This is a genomic window from Roseinatronobacter thiooxidans (assembly GCF_001870675.1).
In the GTDB taxonomy this organism is placed as follows: domain Bacteria; phylum Pseudomonadota; class Alphaproteobacteria; order Rhodobacterales; family Rhodobacteraceae; genus Roseinatronobacter; species Roseinatronobacter thiooxidans.
Genome location: NZ_MEHT01000001.1, coordinates 51,467 through 69,431, shown reverse-complemented (window position 1 = coordinate 69,431; position 17,965 = coordinate 51,467). Strand labels below are relative to the sequence as shown.

Annotated in this window: 15 protein-coding genes; 8 read left to right on the top strand and 7 right to left on the bottom strand. The window is 59.7% G+C overall.

The genetic code is table 11. The annotated features are described in order from the left end of the window. The 3 genes from BG455_RS00295 to BG455_RS00285 all read right to left on the bottom strand — a co-directional run bounded on the left by BG455_RS00295 (position 1) and on the right by BG455_RS00285 (position 2,547). Positions 1-840 carry a TIGR01459 family HAD-type hydrolase gene (locus BG455_RS00295; protein ID WP_071467954.1) on the bottom strand — a complete coding sequence of 280 codons (840 nt, stop codon included), beginning with the start codon at positions 838-840 and terminating at the stop codon, positions 1-3. Positions 841-843: 3 nt separating this feature from the next. Continuing rightward, positions 844-1,791: an N-acyl homoserine lactonase family protein gene (locus BG455_RS00290; protein ID WP_245735429.1), complete on the bottom strand. Its 948-nt coding sequence runs from the start codon at positions 1,789-1,791 to the stop codon at positions 844-846. Between the two features lie 72 nt (positions 1,792-1,863). Then, positions 1,864-2,547, bottom strand: a complete 684-nt coding sequence (locus BG455_RS00285; RefSeq protein WP_245735428.1) for a GntR family transcriptional regulator — start codon at positions 2,545-2,547, stop codon at positions 1,864-1,866. Positions 2,548-2,638: 91 nt separating this feature from the next. Here BG455_RS00285 and BG455_RS00280 point away from each other — a divergent pair, with 91 nt between their 5' ends. The 6 genes from BG455_RS00280 (at position 2,639) to BG455_RS00255 (ending at position 8,836) form a co-directional block, all read left to right on the top strand. Continuing rightward, on the top strand, positions 2,639-3,727 hold the full coding sequence (locus BG455_RS00280) for an ABC transporter ATP-binding protein (protein ID WP_071467952.1): 1,089 nt from the start codon (positions 2,639-2,641) through the stop codon (positions 3,725-3,727). A 37-nt stretch (positions 3,728-3,764) separates the two neighbouring features. Further along, positions 3,765-5,093, top strand: a complete 1,329-nt coding sequence (locus BG455_RS00275; protein ID WP_071467951.1) for an ABC transporter substrate-binding protein — start codon at positions 3,765-3,767, stop codon at positions 5,091-5,093. Between the two features lie 96 nt (positions 5,094-5,189). After that, a complete protein-coding gene (locus BG455_RS00270; RefSeq protein ID WP_071467950.1) occupies positions 5,190-6,101 on the top strand; it encodes a carbohydrate ABC transporter permease in 912 nt (303 codons plus the stop codon). A 3-nt stretch (positions 6,102-6,104) separates the two neighbouring features. Next, positions 6,105-7,040, top strand: coding sequence for a carbohydrate ABC transporter permease (locus tag BG455_RS00265; RefSeq protein ID WP_071467949.1), 936 nt, complete (start codon positions 6,105-6,107; stop codon positions 7,038-7,040). Between the two features lie 4 nt (positions 7,041-7,044). Further along, a complete protein-coding gene (locus tag BG455_RS00260) occupies positions 7,045-8,175 on the top strand; it encodes a Tm-1-like ATP-binding domain-containing protein (protein ID WP_071467948.1) in 1,131 nt (376 codons plus the stop codon). Then, a complete protein-coding gene (locus BG455_RS00255; protein WP_071467947.1) occupies positions 8,168-8,836 on the top strand; it encodes a class II aldolase/adducin family protein in 669 nt (222 codons plus the stop codon). The genes BG455_RS00260 and BG455_RS00255 overlap by 8 nt, the downstream gene beginning before the upstream one ends. A gap of 87 nt (positions 8,837-8,923) precedes the next feature. Here the strand turns inward: BG455_RS00255 and BG455_RS17020 are convergent, their stop codons facing one another. After that, complete coding sequence (locus BG455_RS17020) at positions 8,924-9,217, bottom strand: hypothetical protein (RefSeq protein ID WP_143079847.1); 294 nt, start codon at positions 9,215-9,217, stop codon at positions 8,924-8,926. A 428-nt stretch (positions 9,218-9,645) separates the two neighbouring features. Then, positions 9,646-10,074 carry an FKBP-type peptidyl-prolyl cis-trans isomerase gene (locus tag BG455_RS00250; RefSeq protein WP_071467946.1) on the bottom strand — a complete coding sequence of 143 codons (429 nt, stop codon included), beginning with the start codon at positions 10,072-10,074 and terminating at the stop codon, positions 9,646-9,648. Positions 10,075-10,255: 181 nt separating this feature from the next. Between BG455_RS00250 and trmB the strand changes: the two genes are divergently transcribed. Together trmB and BG455_RS00240 are read left to right on the top strand one after the other, a co-directional pair. Beyond that, positions 10,256-10,981, top strand: coding sequence for a tRNA (guanine(46)-N(7))-methyltransferase TrmB (trmB, locus tag BG455_RS00245; protein WP_084386049.1), 726 nt, complete (start codon positions 10,256-10,258; stop codon positions 10,979-10,981). 87 nt (positions 10,982-11,068) lie between these two features. Then, on the top strand, positions 11,069-14,386 hold the full coding sequence (locus BG455_RS00240; protein WP_071468188.1) for an error-prone DNA polymerase: 3,318 nt from the start codon (positions 11,069-11,071) through the stop codon (positions 14,384-14,386). A 107-nt stretch (positions 14,387-14,493) separates the two neighbouring features. Here the strand turns inward: BG455_RS00240 and BG455_RS00235 are convergent, their stop codons facing one another. Further along, positions 14,494-15,039, bottom strand: coding sequence for an NYN domain-containing protein (locus BG455_RS00235; RefSeq protein ID WP_245735427.1), 546 nt, complete (start codon positions 15,037-15,039; stop codon positions 14,494-14,496). 188 nt (positions 15,040-15,227) lie between these two features. Beyond that, on the bottom strand, positions 15,228-17,840 hold the full coding sequence (gene clpB, locus BG455_RS00230) for an ATP-dependent chaperone ClpB (RefSeq protein ID WP_071467944.1): 2,613 nt from the start codon (positions 17,838-17,840) through the stop codon (positions 15,228-15,230). Positions 17,841-17,965: the final 125 nt, after the last annotated feature.

Genomic DNA, 17,965 nt, shown 5'->3' with positions numbered 1-17,965 from the left:
CTACCTCAGTGTTGAAAGTGTGAAATCCGGCAGGGCGAAGCCTGTTTCGTGGCACAATGCCTGCAAACTGGCAGGCGCGTCTTCGCATGCTGCGAATGTGGCGCGATGAAGCCCGCCTTCGATAAAGGCACTATGCCAGCCCGCTGCCGCCGCCCCTGCAATGTCATGCTCCAGGCTGTCGCCCACCATAAGCAGGCGATTAGGCGCAACCCCGAGCGCACGCTCGATCGCGCGAAACACGGCAAGATGTGGCTTGCCATAGAACCGGACTGTGCCGCCTGCCGCTGCATAGGCATGGGCCAATGCGCCGGGCGATGGCACTGTAACCCCGCCTGCGCGCGGCGATGCGCGATCGGGATTGGTGCAATAGACGGGCAGGGCGCGCGCAAGCGCTTCATCAAGGGCGCGGTGCGCGTGCCCCGCATCGCCCAATCCCATCAGCAAGACGGCATCCGCGCGCGACATCTCTGACGTAAACGCAACCTCTATCCCGTCCGACCATGACAGCGCATCCCCCGATGCGGCTTCAATGGGGAAAAACACCCTGTCGGTGACAGCGCGTGTCTGGATATCCTGCCACAGCGCCTCGCCCGACGTCATGACCAGTTCAAACCACTCTGGCGCAAAGCCCATGGACTCGATCCGCGCGGCATTCAGGGCCGCGCGTTTTCCCGAATTGGACAAGACCGCAAGCCGCACCCCCGCCTTGTGCAGCTGCGCAAGCGCAGACTGCGCAGCGGGATAGGGGGTGGTGCCATCATGCAGCACGCCCCACTGATCCAGAATGATAGCGTCATAGCGCGGCGCAATCTGTAACAGGGTCCCGATCTGGACAACCATCGGTCAGGTTCCGGCCATGTCCTTGGGGTGCTTCAATCCGGCCAGATAGCGTTCTGCCTCTGCTGTGGTCATTGCAGGTGCAGCTTTGGCAACGCTGCCGGCAGGCATATCTCCGAAATAGAACTTGAAGCCGGGAATATGCTGGCGACGCTTGCGCAATGGCATGCCTTCATACGGGAAATAGGGCGCGCGCGCGTTGGCTGCCTCGTCATGGCAGGGCAGGACGTAATCCGCCCGTTTGTCGATTTCCTCGACCGATTTCCAGCCTTCATAGCTGTTGACGAACCGCGCGGGCACCCAGTGGCGCCAGCCTTCCTCGGGGTTCGGTTCCAGATTGCGTTCAACGAAAATGGCGTCGCCTGCCACCACGATATCGCCCATTGCCGTTGCGACAGACACCGCCATATGCCCGACAGAATGCCCCGGTGTGTGGAACATGGTTATGCCGGGCAACACCTCGCATTCATCGGCCACGGCTTCAAACACGCAGCCTGCATAGGCGGGTTCAATCCCCAGATAGCCCGACTCGTATGTCCGATAATACAGCGGAAGCGGGTTAAAGGCCATTTCGATTTCAGCTTTGGGGGCGATATAGCGGGCATTCTTGAACTGCTTCATGTTCTGGACATGGTCCCAGTGCAGATGCGTGAAAACAATCGCGTCAATTTCATCTGGATGCACACCAAGTTTCTGTTCCAGATGTTCATGCACCTGAAGGCAGCCCCGTTTGTCGCATTTGTGGTGATATCTGGTTGCGCGCTCTTCGTCGCACAGGCCGGTATCGATCAGGATCTTATGCGTTCCCGTATCGACATAGTGGCAATAAACCGGATTCCAGTATTTTTTTCCCGCAGGCCCTTTCCAGAACACGTAGGTGCCAAGATCGGCTTCCAGCCAGCCAGTGTTGATCGGGTAAATCCGGGTTTCCTGAACGCCCATGCAAATCTCCATATGCAAAGTATAAACTTTGTATACAGAAATCTGAAGCTGCGTCAGAGTGCAAGCAAATTCTGCGCTGTTACGTCAATTCATGGCCAAAGTTTGCAGAAAACTGGTGGTCATATGTGCGCGCATCCCATCGGCGGCGGCTTTTGAATCTTCGGAGAAAATACCTGCGATCAACGATTCGTGGCTTTCTGCCGATGCGACAAGGTCTGCTTTTGTGGCGAATCTTTTGGCGCGAAACGGCCCTGTGCGGCGTCTGAAATCGGATGCAAGCTCGGCCATATACGGGTTGCCTGTTGCGCGGTAGATTGCAAAATGAAACGCCTCATTGGCACGCAAATAGCCTTGAAGGTCGCCTGTCTGGGCGGCGGCGACGCAGCGCGCTTGCGCGGTTTCGATTTCCGAACGCACCAGAAGTGTTAATCTTTGTGATGCAATTCTTGCACAAGCCGCTTCAATTTCGTGCATTGTTTCAAATATTTGCGCCAATTCCTCGCGCGTGTAGCTGGCCACTCTGACGCCGCGCTTTTCTCCGGGGACCAGCACGCCTTGTGCGGTTAACCTGCCGAGAGCTTCGCGCACAGGTGTGCGCGACACGCCAAAGCGTTCGGTCAGTTTGACTTCATCCAGCCGCTCGCCCGGTTCTAGCGCGCCAGCGGCGATGTCATCCATCAATGCAGCTTCGATCCGCTGTACCATAGAACTGCGTGTCTGCTGTTTGTCGTCCACCGAAGTCATTGCTCTACCCTCCGTTTCAGTCATACATAGCGAATATTTGGTTGGGATGCAATTTTGGATATTTACTTTTACGTTTGTATACATAACTTAGCGATATTCAGAAGGAAGGAATTAAATGCCGCCGATTCGCCTTGAAGGCTTGGTCAAGCGATATGGTGCCGTCGAGGTTCTTCATGGCATCGATCTGGACATGGCCGAGCATGAGTTCACAGTGCTTGTCGGCCCTTCCGGATGCGGCAAGTCCACGACTCTGCGCATGATCGCCGGGCTTGAGGATATTTCGGCGGGCGAAATCTGGATGGGGGAGCGCGCAGTTTCCAATCTGGACCCGAAAGACCGTGACATTGCGATGGTGTTTCAGGATTACGCGCTTTACCCGCATATGAATGTTGCGAAAAACATGTCGTTTTCGCTGCGCCTGCAAAAACGGCCCAAAGCCGAGATAGACCGCAAAGTCCGCGATGTGGCGGAAATGCTGGGTCTGTCGCCGTTTCTGGACCGCAAACCGGGCGAGTTGTCGGGCGGGCAGCGCCAGCGTGTTGCCATGGGCCGTGCGCTGTGCCGCGATGCATCGACCTTCCTGTTTGACGAACCGCTGTCCAATCTTGACGCGAAATTGCGCGGGCAAATGCGGGCGGAACTGGCGCTGATGCGGCAGAGCGTCAAGAAAAACATGATTTATGTCACCCATGACCAGATCGAAGCCATGACATTGGCAGATCGTATCGTGGTCATGCATGGGGGGCATATTCAGCAGCAAGGCACCCCGACAGAGTTGTTTCGGAACCCTGCAAACAAGTTTGTTGCGGGTTTTCTTGGTGCGCCGCCGATGAATTTTCTGGATGCAATTCTTGTGTCCCAAGGCGGTGATCTGATGGCGCAGGGCAAGGGTTTTGCGCTGCGCCTGCCCCCCGCACTGGCCGCGCGCGCAACAAAGCTGGCCTATAAGCAGGTCACGCTGGGGCTGCGCCCCTCGGATCTGGAATATGTGCCTGATGCGCCAGAGGGGGCGGGGCTGAACCTGAAAGTGATCGTGTCCGAATATGTGGGCGCGCAATCTGTTCTGATCTGCGACTGCGGCGATGCGCGGGTGACGGTCGAGATCAAATCTGAAACCCCGATTGCACTTGGTGAAACACTGCGTTTCGCAGTCCGCCCCGAAGGGCTGCATCTGTTCGATCCAAAGACCGAAGTGGCCATTTAGCGCCACATCTAAACTCTGTAACTGGGAGGATACGGAAATGCTGAATACTTTAAGAAATACTACAATTATTGCAACACTGACGCTCGGCTCTGCGGTATTGGCGCAGGACGGGCCATATGCGCCCTATGCGGGCACAACACTTGTCGTGAATTTCCCTTCACATCCGCATTATAATGCCGCGATGGAGGTTTTGCCGCAATTCACGGCGCAAACCGGCATCGAGGTTGAAGTCGATATGCTGCCCTATCTGGACATGCGCGAACGCCAGACGCTGGAGCTGACACTGTCAGAAGGGGCATATGACCTGATTTCCTATGTGGTCTTTTCCAAGGCGGATTACGTCTATGCCGACCAACTGGAAAATCTGGCAAAGTATTTCATGAATCCGCGCCTTGCAGACCCAACCTATGACGCAGGCGATCTGATTGACGGCTATGTTCAGAATATTGGCGTTGCAGGGGGTGAAAAAGGCTATCTGCCCGGCCCGACAGGGTCACTTTTCGGGTTGCCCTTCGGGTCTGAAACCTCGGTGCTGTTTTACCGGAAGGATGTGTTTGAAAAACACGGCCTGACTGCGCCTGAAACCTATGACGAGTTGCTGGATCTGGCGTGCCGCATTCCAGAACTGGAGCCGGGCATGGGGGGCGTGGCCAGCCGTGCGGCTTCGGGCCATCAGGCCTCGCATGCGCTGCTGCTGCATCTGGCCCCGCTAGGCGGGCGCGTTTTTGATGATGCGTGGCAGCCACGTCTGAATGACGCGCAAGGCGTGGCCGCCGCAGAAGCACTGAAACGAATCGTAGATTGCGGCCCCGAGGGATCGTCTGCATTCGGCCCGAACGAGGCGGCAAATGCTTTCGCCCAAGGGCAGGCGGCAATGTTCATCGATTCCATCGCATTCGCCCCCACGTTCGAGGATGAGAGCAGGTCAACAGTGGCGGGGAATGTGGGCTATGCCATGCATCCGATGGGTGTGCAGCGTGCCAGCCAGACAGGCGGCTTCGGGCTTGGGATTCCTGCCAATGCGCAACATAAAGAAGCTGCGTTTCTGCTGATGCAATGGCTGACATCGAAAGAAGGTGATTTGGCTGTTGCGCTGGCAGGCGGTAACCCGTCGCGCTTCTCGACATATGAGAATGAAGAATTGAACGCCCTATACCCCTGGTCGTCCACCTTTGGCGAGGCACTTCAGTATGCCGATCCTGACTGGCGCCCGATCATTCCGGCATGGGGGCGGATTAACGCCGATATCGGAACAACCATGAGTCAGGTTCTGACGCAGAATCTGGATATTCAGGAAGCGCTTGACGGGATTGCAGAGCGGACCCGCGCGCTGATGGAAGAACAGGGCTATTACATCTGGCAATAAGCCGGACCTGACTGTTGCGGCGCGCCACGGTTTGCCCGTTGGCGCGTCGATCTTGCCTTGCAGCTTTGACACCCAGCACCCGAAGGCCCTTGAATCGTGACACGATTTTCCGCAAACCGCCTGACCCCTTATCTTTTCGCGGCCCCTGCGGCGCTTGTGATGCTGCTGGCGCTGTTTTATCCGATTGGATACATGATCTGGGGCAGCTTTCGCGCTTGGGACCCCAGCCAGAGCATTACCGAGACCGAGTTTGTTGGGCTGGCGAATTACGCGCGCCTGCTTGCGGACCCTGCCTTTCATGAAAGCTTTTGGGTCACCTTGGTGTTCGCCTTTAGCGTTGTCAGTGTGGAAATGGTGCTTGGGGTGAGTCTGGCTTTGCTGCTGGACCGCAAGATCCGCGGCATGTCCTTGCTGCGGACGCTGTTCATTCTGCCAATGATGATTGCGCCCGTGGTGGTGGGCCTTGTCTGGCGCTACATGTTCCACCAGAGTTATGGCACCATCAACCGGATGCTGGAAGCGGTTGGCCTGCCAAAGGTTGACTGGCTGGGCCAGAACCCGCTGCTGTCGGTCATCATTGCAGATGTGTGGCAGTGGACTCCGTTCATTTTCATCCTGTCGCTGGCTGCGCTGCAATCTTTGCCGCGTTCGGCACTGGAAGCTGCGCGCATTGATGGTGCGACCACGATGCAGCAAATCTGGCATATCAAACTGCCCCTGATGGCGCCTGTGCTGATCGTCACCTTGCTGCTGCGCTTGATAGATGCCTTCAAGGTGCTGGAAGTGATCCTTGTGCTGACCGGCGGCGGGCCGGGCCTGCAAACTGAAATTCTGGCCTTGCGCATCGCCCGCACTGCGCGAGAGTTTCGAGAACTGGGCGAGGCGGCGGCAATGTCGAATATGTTGCTGATGCTGCTGATGGTTCTGACACTGGGCATGTTCGCCTTCACCCGCTGGCAAGAAGCGCGTGCGCGGCGTTTGCGTTTCACCAAGGAAGAAGAGGGCTGAGCCATGTCACACCCCAATCATGAGCGCCAGAACTTCGGCTTCTATATCCTGATAGCCATGCTGATCTTCATGTCGATTGGCCCTGTGGGCATATTGCTGATCAACTCTCTGAAACTGGATGTGAATATCACCAGCGGGGCAGGTGGGCTTTTGTTCATGCCCACGATCCGCAATTATGAAACCGCCCTGTGCGATCTGTTGTGGTACAAACCCGATCACCTGCGGTTTTGCCGTATCCGCTTCGGGGGGGCGTTCATCAATTCGCTGATCATCGCGCTGATTTCGACGGCGCTGACATTGATCATGGGCACGATGGCGGCCTATGCGCTGGTGCGGTTTCGCTTCATGGGGCGCGACAGCATGTCATTGTCGACGCTGGCGGTGCGCATGATCCCGCCAGCGGTGCTGCTGGTGCCGGTCTTCGGGCTGTGGAACAACACATTTTGCATCGGGCGGACCACCCTGCTGGGTGAATTTATCCGCGACACTTTCGGCGGGCGTGGCGATATCTGCCTTGCGGGCACGCATTCGGGGATTATCCTGATCTATGTGGCGATGAACCTGCCCTTTGTGATCTGGATTTTGCAAAGCTTCATCGTGCAAGTGCCCTATTCGCTGGAAGAGGCGGCACGGGTTGACGGTGCGGGGCCGTTCCAGACCTTCTTTATGGTGGTGCTGCCCCTGATCAAGCCCGGGCTTGCGGCTGCGGCGATCTTTACCTTCCGAATTGCATGGAACGAATACCTGCTGGCTTCGGCGCTGGCGGATCGCACAACCATGACAGTGCCAATTCTGATCGTGAACAATGCAAGCGAGTTTGACGGTTTGGGCACCATCTTTGCCACGGGAATGCTGCTTGCGGTGCCGCCCATCCTGTTTACCCTTTTCGCCTCGCGCCAGATTATCACGGGCATGACGGCGGGCGCGGTCAAGGGTTAGGGGTGTGGCGCGGGTTCTGCTGATCGGCACATCAGAGACGAAGCAAGCAGAGCTTGCGGCCCTGAGCGATGCGCTGCGCGCGCAAGGGCTGGAGGTTGCGCTGATCGACATCTCGCTTGGCTCTGGTGGGGTGGTGTTGCCGGGCGCGGCGAAACTTGCGCTGATGCAGACCCGCGCGGCAGAGGCGCGCGCCCAAGCCTGCGCATTGGCAGGAGATAGCCTTGCGGCATTGGGTATTGGTGGCGGCACAGGCGGCGAAATCGCGCTGGATGTGCTATGCGCCTTGCCATCAGACCTTCCGCGCCTGCTGATCACAACGCTGGCCTTTGATCCGCGCGCGGCGCTTGCGCAAAACGCAATCACCCTGATTCCAACCCTGTGTGACATTGAGGGCATGAACCCCACATTGGCGCAGGTTTTTGACAATGCCGCTGCGATGGTTGCAGGGTTGCGGCACCGGCGCGGCATTGCCACCAGCGCGCGCCCGTCCATTGCTGTATCGACTTTGGGGGCGACAGGGCCAGCTGGCACAGCTGTTGTGCAAGCGCTTGCGCGCCGCAGCCTAGAGGCTACGGTGTTCCATTCAAACGGCTATGGCGGCGCGGCATTTGCACGCTTTGTGCGCGAAGGCCGCGCGGCAGGTGTCATAGACCTGAATGTGCACGAGCTGGGCCGGATGCACCTTGCCGGGGCTTGTGTGCCGATGCCTGACAGGTTCACCGTGTCAGGGTTCCTGCCGCGCGTGGTGTTGCCGGGGGCGCTGAACTTTCTGGGACTTGGTGCGGTTGACACACTGGACTCTGCCTATCTGGCGCGGCCATATTACCGCCATTCCAGCCATTTTACCCATGTTAAACTGACCCAATCCGAGATGGAGGGGCAGGCGCATGCTTTGGCAGATGCCTTGAATGCAGCATCGGCCCCCACGCATGTGCTGGTCCCAATGGGCGGGTTCAGCCACGAAGACCGTTCTGGCGGCGCGATTGAAGACCCGCACTTGCGCGAGATCGCGGCCGATATTCTTGCGTGCGAAGCCAAAGCGTTCACCGTCGCGCGTGTCCCCCACCATATTAACGACCCCCAAACCGGCGAGGGTGCCGTAAAAGCCTTATTGCAAAGGATGCCAGATGCTTGATTTATCCCGATTTCCTGACCTGACCGAAAAGATGGATGCGTTGATCGCAACCGCAAGGCGCTGTTTTGACTTGCGCCTGCAAACCAATGCAGGGGGCAATCTGTCTGTGCGGCTGGATGCGGGCGATGCCATCGTGATCAAGCCCTCTGGTGTTGGGTTTGCCGAATGCACGCGCCACAATCTTCAGATTGTGCTGTTGGATGGCACGATCCTGCCATCTGATCACAAGCCATCCAAGGACCTGGATTTCCATCTCGATCTGTATCGCATCAGGCCCGATATCAATGCCATCGTGCATTGCCACAGCCCATGGGCGACGGGCTATGCCAGCGCCGGGCTGGAAATACCCTGTCTGACCGTTCAAACCATTGAAAAGATTGGCCGGATGCCACTGATCCCGCTGTCACATATGGGTGGCCCCCAGACAGAGACAGAGATTTCACCTGTGTTCACAGATACCAATATCAGGGCCGCCGTTCTTGCCAATCATGGCACGATTGGTGTCGGAAAGTCCCTGATGGCCGCGCAATATCTGGCCGAGATCATCGAGGAGACAGCCCATATCGCTTATGTCCGCGATACGCTGATGGCCGCGCATAGCAAAGCGGGGGCAAATATGCCAGTCTACGGGACTGCAGCGGACGCAAGGGCGGCGCAATAAGTAAGGGCACAGCACCGCGACACCGCCTAATTGGAAGTGCTCGGTCAAGTCCGGGCACTTGGACCAGAGTTTGTGACGCGGCGCCTCTTACCAATCCAAATATTGAGTCATTGAAATATGGCCACCTGTTCCACCATAGTTGGAAACAGGTACAGGGTCAGAAGCCGCCAGATCGTTCCCGATTTGTTTATACAGCACATTTGCATTCTCGACCTCCAAGGCCGCAGTGTTATTGTTGCCGAGCTGATGAAGGACCTCGCCACCAGATACTGAGACTTGCACATTCCGGTTGTTGCCATCCCTAATTTGAAGCAGTGACCCTCTTGCCATATTGCCGGATAGACCAATTATTCCAGTATTATAAAATCCGATTTGCATCATTCATACTACAGTAGCGTATTGTGTTGAGTTCTGGTTCACTTGCGCCATGGGATTGGAGAGATGCGCATGTCTGTATTGGATCGGGCTGGCAGCTTTGGAAATTTGCGCGGGGTGCTTGATGACCTGTAGGCATTTGTCGGGCCTGCGTTCAAGCGCTCAGAGCAGCGGCTCTCGGCGGGCGCATTCAGCGATGGGCTGACAATCGGGAGCGTTTGGGAAAGGCGCAGGTGCCAGTAGGGATCACGACCTCTTCGAACGCCTTCAGCGCTGTATGGCAACATCAGAAATCCGAAGACTCATTCGCCGTCTGCTGCGAACCACAATCTTAGTCTTGATGCCATCTGGGACTGGTCAAGATGGCGACGCCAGCATCAGCTCGATGCCGCCATCGCACATCGGAAAATTCGACAATATCCGCAACTGTAGTATTAGCTGACGGAAACGATTTCCACCGCGAAGGTCAGGTCTTTGCCTGCCAGCGGGTGGTTTGCATCCAGTGTGACACTTTCATCCGTGACTTCGGCCACGACAACCGGAATGGCGCCGCCCTCTGGGGTCTGCATTTGCAGCATTGTGCCGGGGTCCAGCGGAATATTGTCGGGAATTTGGTCGCGGGGTACATCTTGGCGGGCCTGCGGCTGGTATTCGCCATATGCCTCTGCGCTGGGGATGGTGACGGTTTTCTGCTCGCCCACGCTCATGCCCAGGATCGCGCGGTCCAGCCCGGGGATGATCGCGCCTGATCCGACCTGAAACTCCAGCGGGTCGCGCCCCTCAGAGCTGTCGAAGACCGATCCATCCTCAAGGGTGCCTGTGTAATGAATGCTGACTGTGTTGCCGGCTGTCGCCTGCGTCATGGGGTATCCTTCCAAGGTTGGGGGGGTGAATTGTCAGAGGCGCGCAAGCTCGCACGGTTGCTCTGTGGCAGTTCTATAAGCATGCCAAGTCAGGACAGGGTTGTAAACCCGAAGGGCCGCAGATGATCTTGACGGGGGCATCCATGGCCTGCATACCCCGCCCGAAACGCGGAGTGCCCCAATGACAGCCCCTGATACGCCCCCGGAGAAGCGCAATTTCTATGGCCGGATCAAGGGCAAGACCCTGCGACCCGCGCAGAAGCGCTATCTTGACGAAGACCTGCACGCCTTGCGCCCTGTCGGCGTCAGCCTCGAAGACAACCCCGAACGCCAGACCATCGACCCCCAAACCCTGTTTGCCGATGCCCGCCCGCTTTGGCTGGAAGTGGGCTTTGGCGGGGGCGAGCATCTGGTCCATCAATGCAGCCTGAACCCGAATGTCGGCATTATCGGGTGCGAGCCGTATATCAACGGTGTGGCCATGCTGCTGGGCAAGATCCGCACTGCAGCGGTTGAGAATTTGCGCATTTATCCGTGGGATGTGCGCGATCTGTTCGATGTGCTGCCCGATGGCTGCTTGCAGCGCGCCTTTCTGCTATACCCGGACCCTTGGCCAAAGGCGCGCCACCATCGCCGCCGGTTTGTGACGCCCGACTATCTGGACGCCTTGGCGCGTGTCTTGCAGCCCGGTGCAATTTTCCGTGTGGCAACCGATATTCCCGATTATGTCCGCCAGACCATGGAAGAAGTGCCGCCCGCAGGGTTCGAGTGCCTGACGCCCGCGCCCACCGATTGGGAAACCCCTTGGGATGACTGGATTTCCACCCGCTATGAACAAAAGGCCCTGCGCGAGGGGCGCAGGCCGCATTACCTGACCTTCCAGCGCACCCCCACGCCTGCGCGCTGATCTGTCCCATGGTGGGATGACAGACAGGGCTTGTCCGAATCGCAAAAGAACAAATATAGAACATTTGATCTGTGCGAAGGGGCAATCATGTCAAGGATTGGCGCGCAAGGTTATGCCGAACTGTGCGTGACCTCGAATTTCACCTTCCTGACCGGGGCTTCGCACCCCGAGGAGCTGGTCGCAAGGGCGGCGGAGCTGGGGCTGTGCGCGATTGCGATCACGGATCGCAATTCGCTGGCCGGTGTGGTGCGCGCGCATGTGGCGCTGCGCGAGTTGGGGCGCGCGCAGGCTGAAGCTGTGTCCATCCGCTCGCACCGGCAGACCGACACATCCAGCCGCCAGACCGACACAGGCGCGGCCCTGTCTGTGCCGGATGGCCCCTTACCGCGCCTGATCGTGGGCGCGCGGCTGGTGTTGCGTGACAGCGCGGTTGAATGGCTGGCGCTGCCTGTGTGCCGCGCGGGTTATGCGCGCCTGTCGCGGCTTCTCAGCCTTGGCAAACGGCGCGCGCCCAAGGGGGACTGCCATCTGGACCATGCCGACCTGCTGGCGGGCGGGCGCGATATGATCCTGATCGCGCTGCCCCCAGAACAGCGCACCCCCGGGGGCGAGGGGCAGATACGCCAGATTGCTGCGAATTTCCCCGGAAACTGCTTTCTTGGGGCCTGTCCGCGCTATGACGGGCGCGACCCCGAACGCCTTGCCCTGCGTGCGCATCAGGCAGCGGCGCTGGCCATGCCGATGGTGGCCTTGGGCGATGTTCGGATGCATAGCGCGCGGCGGCGCAAGCTGGCCGATGTGCTGACCTGTCTGCGGATCGGCTGCGATATCGACAGTCTTGGCGCGCGCGCGCTGGCCAATGCGGAATCCCGCCTGAAATCGGGGCGAGAGATGGCGCGCGTCTTTGCCCCATACCCTGCCGCCCTGCGCCGCACACTGGAAATCGCGGATCGCTGCGCCTTTAATCTGGATGAACTGTCCTATGAATACCCTGATGAGGTGACCAATGGCGAACCGGCACAGGCGCGGCTGGAACGTCTGGTGCAAGAGGGGGTGTGGCGGCGGTTCCCGACCGGCGCGCCCCCCGACACTGCCGCGAAAGTGGCCAAGGAATTGCGCATTATCGCAGCGCTTGGGTTTGCATCTTATTTCCTGACTGTGCATGACATCGTGGCTTTCGCGCGGGGGCGCGGGATTTTGTGTCAGGGGCGGGGGTCTGCGGCCAATTCGGTGATCTGCTATGCGCTGGGCATTACCGAAGTCCCCCCCGACACAATTTCCATGGTGTTCGAGCGTTTCATGTCCGAAGCCCGCGGAGAGCCGCCAGATATCGACGTGGATTTCGAGCATGAGCGCCGCGAGGAGGTGATCCAGCATATCTATGAACGTTACGGGCGTGAACGGGCGGGGCTGACCGCCACGGTTATCCATTTCCGGTCGCGCGCGGCGGTGCGCGAGGTGGGCAAGGTGATGGGGCTGTCGGCCGATGTGGTGTCGGCGCTGGCGTCATCGTCAATGGGCTGGCGCTCTGGCCCGCCTGCGCCGGAACGGTTGCGCGAATTGGGGCTGGACGCGGCAGAGCCGCGCCTTGCCCAGACGATGGAGTTGATCGCCGAGATTATCGGCTTTCCGCGCCATCTGTCCCAGCATGTCGGCGGGTTTGTTATTACCAAGGGGCGGCTGGATGAGTTGTGCCCGATCGAGAATGCCGCGATGCAGGGGCGCACGGTTATCGAATGGGACAAGGACGACATCAACGCGCTGGGCATTCTGAAGGTCGATGTGCTGTCGCTTGGCATGCTGACCTGCATCCGCAAATGTTTCGATCTGGTCGCGCATACTGGCGGGCCGCGCTACAGCCTTGAAAACCTGCCGCGCGAGGATGGCGCCACCTATGACATGCTGTGCCGCGCCGATGCGATTGGCGTGTTTCAGGTCGAATCCCGCGCGCAGATGAATTTCCTGCCGCGCATGCGCCCGCGTGTGTTCTATGATCTGGTGATCGAAGTGGCGATTGTGCGCCCCGGTCCCATTCAAGGCGGCATGGTCCACCCCTATATCCGCCGCCGTCAGGGGAAAGAGGCGGTGCATCTGCCCAGCCCTGAATTGCGCGATGTGTTGCAGCGCACGCTTGGCGTGCCGCTGTTTCAGGAACAGGCCATGCAGATTGCGGTGGTTGCGGCGGGCTTCACGCCCGAAGAGGCGGATCGCCTGCGCCGCAGCCTTGCCACCTTCAAACGCATGGGCACGATTGGCAGTTTCCGCGACCGCTTCATCGCAGGCATGCTGTCGCGCGGCTATGACCCTGCCTTTGCAGATGCCTGCTTTGCCCAAATTGAAGGCTTTGGCGAATATGGCTTCCCCGAATCCCACGCGGCCAGTTTTGCGCTGCTGGTCTATGCCTCGGCATGGCTGAAACGCCACCATCCGGCGGCTTTCGCCTGCGCGCTGCTGAACAGCCAGCCGATGGGGTTTTACGCGCCTGCCCAGATCGTGCGCGATGCGCGCGATCACGGGGTCGAGGTGCGGCCCGTCTCGGTCAATCATTCCCATTGGGATTGCACGCTGGAGGGGCGCGCCGATGGCGGGCTGGCCCTGCGGCTGGGCCTTCGCCAAGTGCGCGGCATGGGCGAGGAGGACGCGGGCTGGATCGTGGCCGCGCGCGGCAATGGCTACCCTGACGCCGAAAGCCTGTGGCGGCGGGCAGGGGTGGCGCCTGCAGCGCTGACGCGGCTGGCCGAAGCCGATGCGCTGGCCTGTATGGGGCTGGCCCGGCGCGCGGCCCTATGGGCCGTGCGCGCGCTGAAAGGCCCCAAACCCCTGCCGCTGTTCGAAGGGGGGATGGATGGCGAGGGCATCGTGGAACCCCCTGTCACCCTGCCCGCGCTCAGCTTGGGCGAGGCGGTGGTGGAAGATTACCTGTCGCTCCGCCTGTCCCTGCGCGCCCATCCCATGGAAGTGTTGCGCCCGGGTCTTTCGGGACTGACCGCGCATGACCAGCTGCCACAGGCGCGCGGGCGGGTTGTTGTCTGCGGGCTGGTGATCACGCGCCAGCGCCCCGGCACGGCCTCGGGGGTTATCTTCATCACGCTGGAGGATGAAACCGGCGTCAGCAATGTGGTGGTCTGGCCGAAAATCTATGAGCAGTTTCGCCGTGCGGTCATCAGTGGCCGCTTGCTGCGGGTGACAGGCCGTGTGCAGCGCGAGGGGGCCGTGATTCATGTGATTGCAGAGCGGGTCGAGGATTGCTCGGCGCTGTTGGGCGAGATGGGGCGCGGGGTGATCGACCCGACAGCGGGGCGCAGCGACGAAGCCCGCCGCCCCGTGCCAACCCGCCAGCCCCGTTCCGTGCGCCACCCGCGCGAACAGGCCAAGCAACTGTTTCCCAGTCGGGATTTCCACTGATAAGGGGTGCAACGCTGTCCCGGCCTTGCGCCGGGACCTCGCGGCCAGCCAAGAGACCCCGGCGCAAGGCCGGGGTCAGGTTGCGTGCCTTTGTGCGGTTCATTCTCTCAGGTCAGATCAAGCTGCACTGCGCCTTGGTGAACGCGGCCCCGCACCAGATATCCCGGTTGGGTCACTTGTGGAAAATGCTCTGACCAATCGCGGAACCGGTCATTGCTGACAATGCGTGCATCGTAATCCTGCGCGGCTTGCAAAATGAAAGGGTCCGCAGGTTCGCCCTTGTTCACGACCAACACAAGGTCGGGCGACAGGCCCAGCCTGCGCGCCAGAACCCTGTGGTTGAAATACCGGCCTTCCAGTTTGTAGCCTGCATTTGCGTCAAACACTACGCCGGGCCTGTAACCTTGCTTTTTGAGCTGTGACACCACGTCGCGCACAGGCACCAGACTGGGCTGCCCGTTGCCCCAATGCATAACATTTGATCCATCCAGAAGGATATAAGGTTGCGCGCGCTGACCTCGCCTGCGCCAGAACGCCTGCGCGACCAGCAGCAGCGCCGCTGCCCCTGTCACAAGCGCAAGAAACCCGAGATCGGCATAGCCCGGCAGGCTTTGTGCCAGTGTATAGCCAAGGACAGACAAGCCCAGTAACATGAATGGTATGCGCATTTGCCCCTCTCACTGGTTCAGTGCGCTTTGTGTGTCGCACAAGTTTCGGGCAAAACTGTGGCGCGCTGCCGAAACAAGCCGGTCCATCGCAGCAGTTCTGCCACATGTTGCTTGAAGCAAGAGACCCCGGCGCAAGGCCGGGGTCAGGTTGCGCAGGCGCTGAACGGGCCGCCTCAGTGGACCAGTTTCATGCGCGGGGCATCGTCATCGCCGACCAGATGGTCGCCGATGATCAGACCATCCGCCCCTGCGGTCACAGTGACGGTTGCGCCATCCATCACCGACCCCGACAGCAGCATCTGCGCCAGCGGGTCTTGCAGATAGCGCTGGATCACCCGTTTCAGCGGGCGCGCGCCATAAACCGGGTCATAGCCCTTGTCGGCCATCCATGTGCGGGCGGCGTCGTCCATGTCCAGCGTGATCTTGCGTGCCAGAAGGCGCTTGAGAAGCCGCGCCATCTGGATATCGACAATCGCATCCATATCATTCCGCGACAGCCGGTCGAAGATGACTGTTTCATCCAGCCGGTTCAGGAATTCGGGCCGAAAATGGGCGCGCACGGCCTCCATCACCTCGGTCTTGACCGAGGCACGGTCCACACCCTCTGCCATATGGCTGAGCGCCTGAGAGCCAAGGTTTGATGTCAGGATGATCAGCGTTTGCTTGAAATCCACGCGGCGGCCATGGCTGTCGGTCAACTGCCCGTCATCAAGCACCTGCAACAGCACGTTGAACACCTCTGGGTGCGCCTTCTCGACCTCGTCAAACAGCACCACCTGATAGGGCCTGCGGCGCACAGCTTCGGTCAGAACGCCCCCTTCTTCATAGCCGACATAGCCCGGAGGGGCGCCGATCAGGCGCGCGACCGAGTGTTTTTCCATGAATTCCGACATGTCGATGCGCACCATCGCCTGATCATCATCGAACAGATATTGCGCCACCGCCTTGGTCAGTTCGGTCTTGCCCACACCTGTGGGGCCAAGGAACAGAAAGCTGCCAAGGGGGCGGTTTTCGTCGTTCAGCCCCGCACGCGCACGGCGCACGGCATTGGCGACTGCGTGAATAGCCTCGTCCTGACCGACCACGCGCTTGTGCAATTCGTCTTCCATGCGCAGAAGTTTCTCGCGCTCGCCTTCCAGCATTTTCGAGGTGGGAATGCCTGTCCAGCGTTCCACGACTTCGGCAATCTGTTCCGGCCGGACGGCATCTGCCACCAGCTTTTCGGCCTCGCGGGCCTCGGCCTCGGCCAGTTTGCGTTCCAGTTCCGGGATCGCGCCATATTGCAACCGGCCTGCATTGGCGAAATCGCCCTGCCGCTTGGCGGTTTCCAGATCTATGCGCGCGCGGTCAAGGTCTTCCTTGATCTGGCGCGCGGCTTCCAGCTTGTCGCGCTCTGCCTGCCACGAGGTTGTCATCTCGGCGCTGCGCTGCATCAGGTCTGACAATTCCTTTTCCAAGGTGGTCAGACGGTCCTTGCTGGCGGCATCATCTTCCTTGCGCAGGGCTTCAGCCTCGATCTGCTTTTGCAAGATGTCGCGGTCCAGCGCGTCCAGTTCCTCGGGCTTGCTGTCCACTTCCATGCGCAGGCGGCTTGCGGCCTCGTCCATCAGGTCGATGGCCTTGTCGGGCAAAAAGCGGTCGGTGATATAGCGGTGCGACAGCGTCGCCGCTGCCACCAGCGCCGAGTCAGAGATGCGCACGCCGTGATGCAGCTCGTATTTCTCCTTGATCCCGCGCAGGATCGAGATGGTATCTTCGACTGTGGGTTCTTCCACAACAACAGGCTGGAAACGCCGCGCCAGGGCCGCGTCTTTTTCCACATGCTTGCGGTATTCGTCCAGCGTGGTGGCACCCACGCAATGCAACTCACCCCGCGCCAGTGCAGGCTTGATCAGGTTCGCGGCATCCATCGCCCCTTCGGATTTGCCCGCGCCCACAAGCGTGTGCATCTCGTCGATGAACAGGATGATTTCGCCATCGGCAGAGGTGACTTCGGAGAGGATGGCTTTCAGCCGCTCTTCAAACTCGCCCCGATATTTCGCGCCTGCGATCAAAGCGCCCATATCCAGCGCCATCAGCTTCTTGTCGCGCAGGGATTCCGGCACATCGCCATTGATGATGCGCAGCGCCAGCCCTTCGGCAATGGCGGTTTTGCCCACGCCCGGCTCGCCTATCAGCACAGGGTTGTTCTTGGTGCGGCGGGACAAAACCTGCATGGCGCGGCGGATTTCTTCATCGCGGCCAATGATCGGGTCAATCTTGCCTTCGCGGGCCGCCTGCGTCAGGTCGCGGGCGTATTTCTTCAGCGCGTCATAGCCTTCTTCGGCCGATGCGCTGTCTGCGGTGCGCCCCTTGCGAATGTCATTGATGGCTGTGTTCAGGTTCTGGGCGGTCACGGCACCGGCATCCAACGCGTCTTTGGCGTCGGATTTCACCAGCGCAAGCGCTGTCAGCAGGCGTTCGACAGTCACATAGCTGTCGCCTGCCTTTTTTGAAATCTGTTCGGCCTGATCGACCACTTTGGCGGTTTGCGGGTCCATATAAATCTGCCCTTCCCCGCCTGAAACCTTGGGGATTTTCGCAAGCGCGATGTCATTGGCCTGCGCCACGCGGTCAGGCGCACCGCCTGCGCGTTTTATCAGATTGGCGGCCATGCCCTGATCATCGTCCAGCAGGGCTTTCAGCAGATGCGCGGGCACAAGGCGCTGGTGATCTTCGCGCAGGGCAATGGTTTGGGCGGCTTGCAAAAAGCCGCGTGCGCGTTCCGTGAATTTTTCCAGATTCATGACTGTTCTCTCCTTCATAAGCGCCCTGAATGCGAAAGGTGCCTGCGATGCAGCGCGCCCCTCTGTGGGCCTTGAACCTTATGTGGGATGGTGGTTGTGCTGTTGCAAGATAGGCACAGGTGCGG

Coding starts and splice junctions, on each gene's coding strand:
- BG455_RS00275 (WP_071467951.1), top strand. CDS start 3,765: ATGCTGAATACTTTAAGAAATACTACAATTATTGCAACACTGACGCTC.
- BG455_RS00255 (WP_071467947.1), top strand. CDS start 8,168: ATGCTTGATTTATCCCGATTTCCTGACCTGACCGAAAAGATGGATGCG.
- BG455_RS00265 (WP_071467949.1), top strand. CDS start 6,105: ATGTCACACCCCAATCATGAGCGCCAGAACTTCGGCTTCTATATCCTG.
- BG455_RS00295 (WP_071467954.1), bottom strand. CDS start 840: ATGGTTGTCCAGATCGGGACCCTGTTACAGATTGCGCCGCGCTATGAC.
- BG455_RS00240 (WP_071468188.1), top strand. CDS start 11,069: ATGTCAAGGATTGGCGCGCAAGGTTATGCCGAACTGTGCGTGACCTCG.
- trmB (WP_084386049.1), top strand. CDS start 10,256: ATGACAGCCCCTGATACGCCCCCGGAGAAGCGCAATTTCTATGGCCGG.
- BG455_RS17020 (WP_143079847.1), bottom strand. CDS start 9,217: ATGATGCAAATCGGATTTTATAATACTGGAATAATTGGTCTATCCGGC.
- BG455_RS00250 (WP_071467946.1), bottom strand. CDS start 10,074: ATGACGCAGGCGACAGCCGGCAACACAGTCAGCATTCATTACACAGGC.
- BG455_RS00280 (WP_071467952.1), top strand. CDS start 2,639: ATGCCGCCGATTCGCCTTGAAGGCTTGGTCAAGCGATATGGTGCCGTC.
- clpB (WP_071467944.1), bottom strand. CDS start 17,840: ATGAATCTGGAAAAATTCACGGAACGCGCACGCGGCTTTTTGCAAGCC.
- BG455_RS00285 (WP_245735428.1), bottom strand. CDS start 2,547: ATGACTGAAACGGAGGGTAGAGCAATGACTTCGGTGGACGACAAACAG.
- BG455_RS00235 (WP_245735427.1), bottom strand. CDS start 15,039: ATGTTACTGGGCTTGTCTGTCCTTGGCTATACACTGGCACAAAGCCTG.
- BG455_RS00290 (WP_245735429.1), bottom strand. CDS start 1,791: ATGGAGATTTGCATGGGCGTTCAGGAAACCCGGATTTACCCGATCAAC.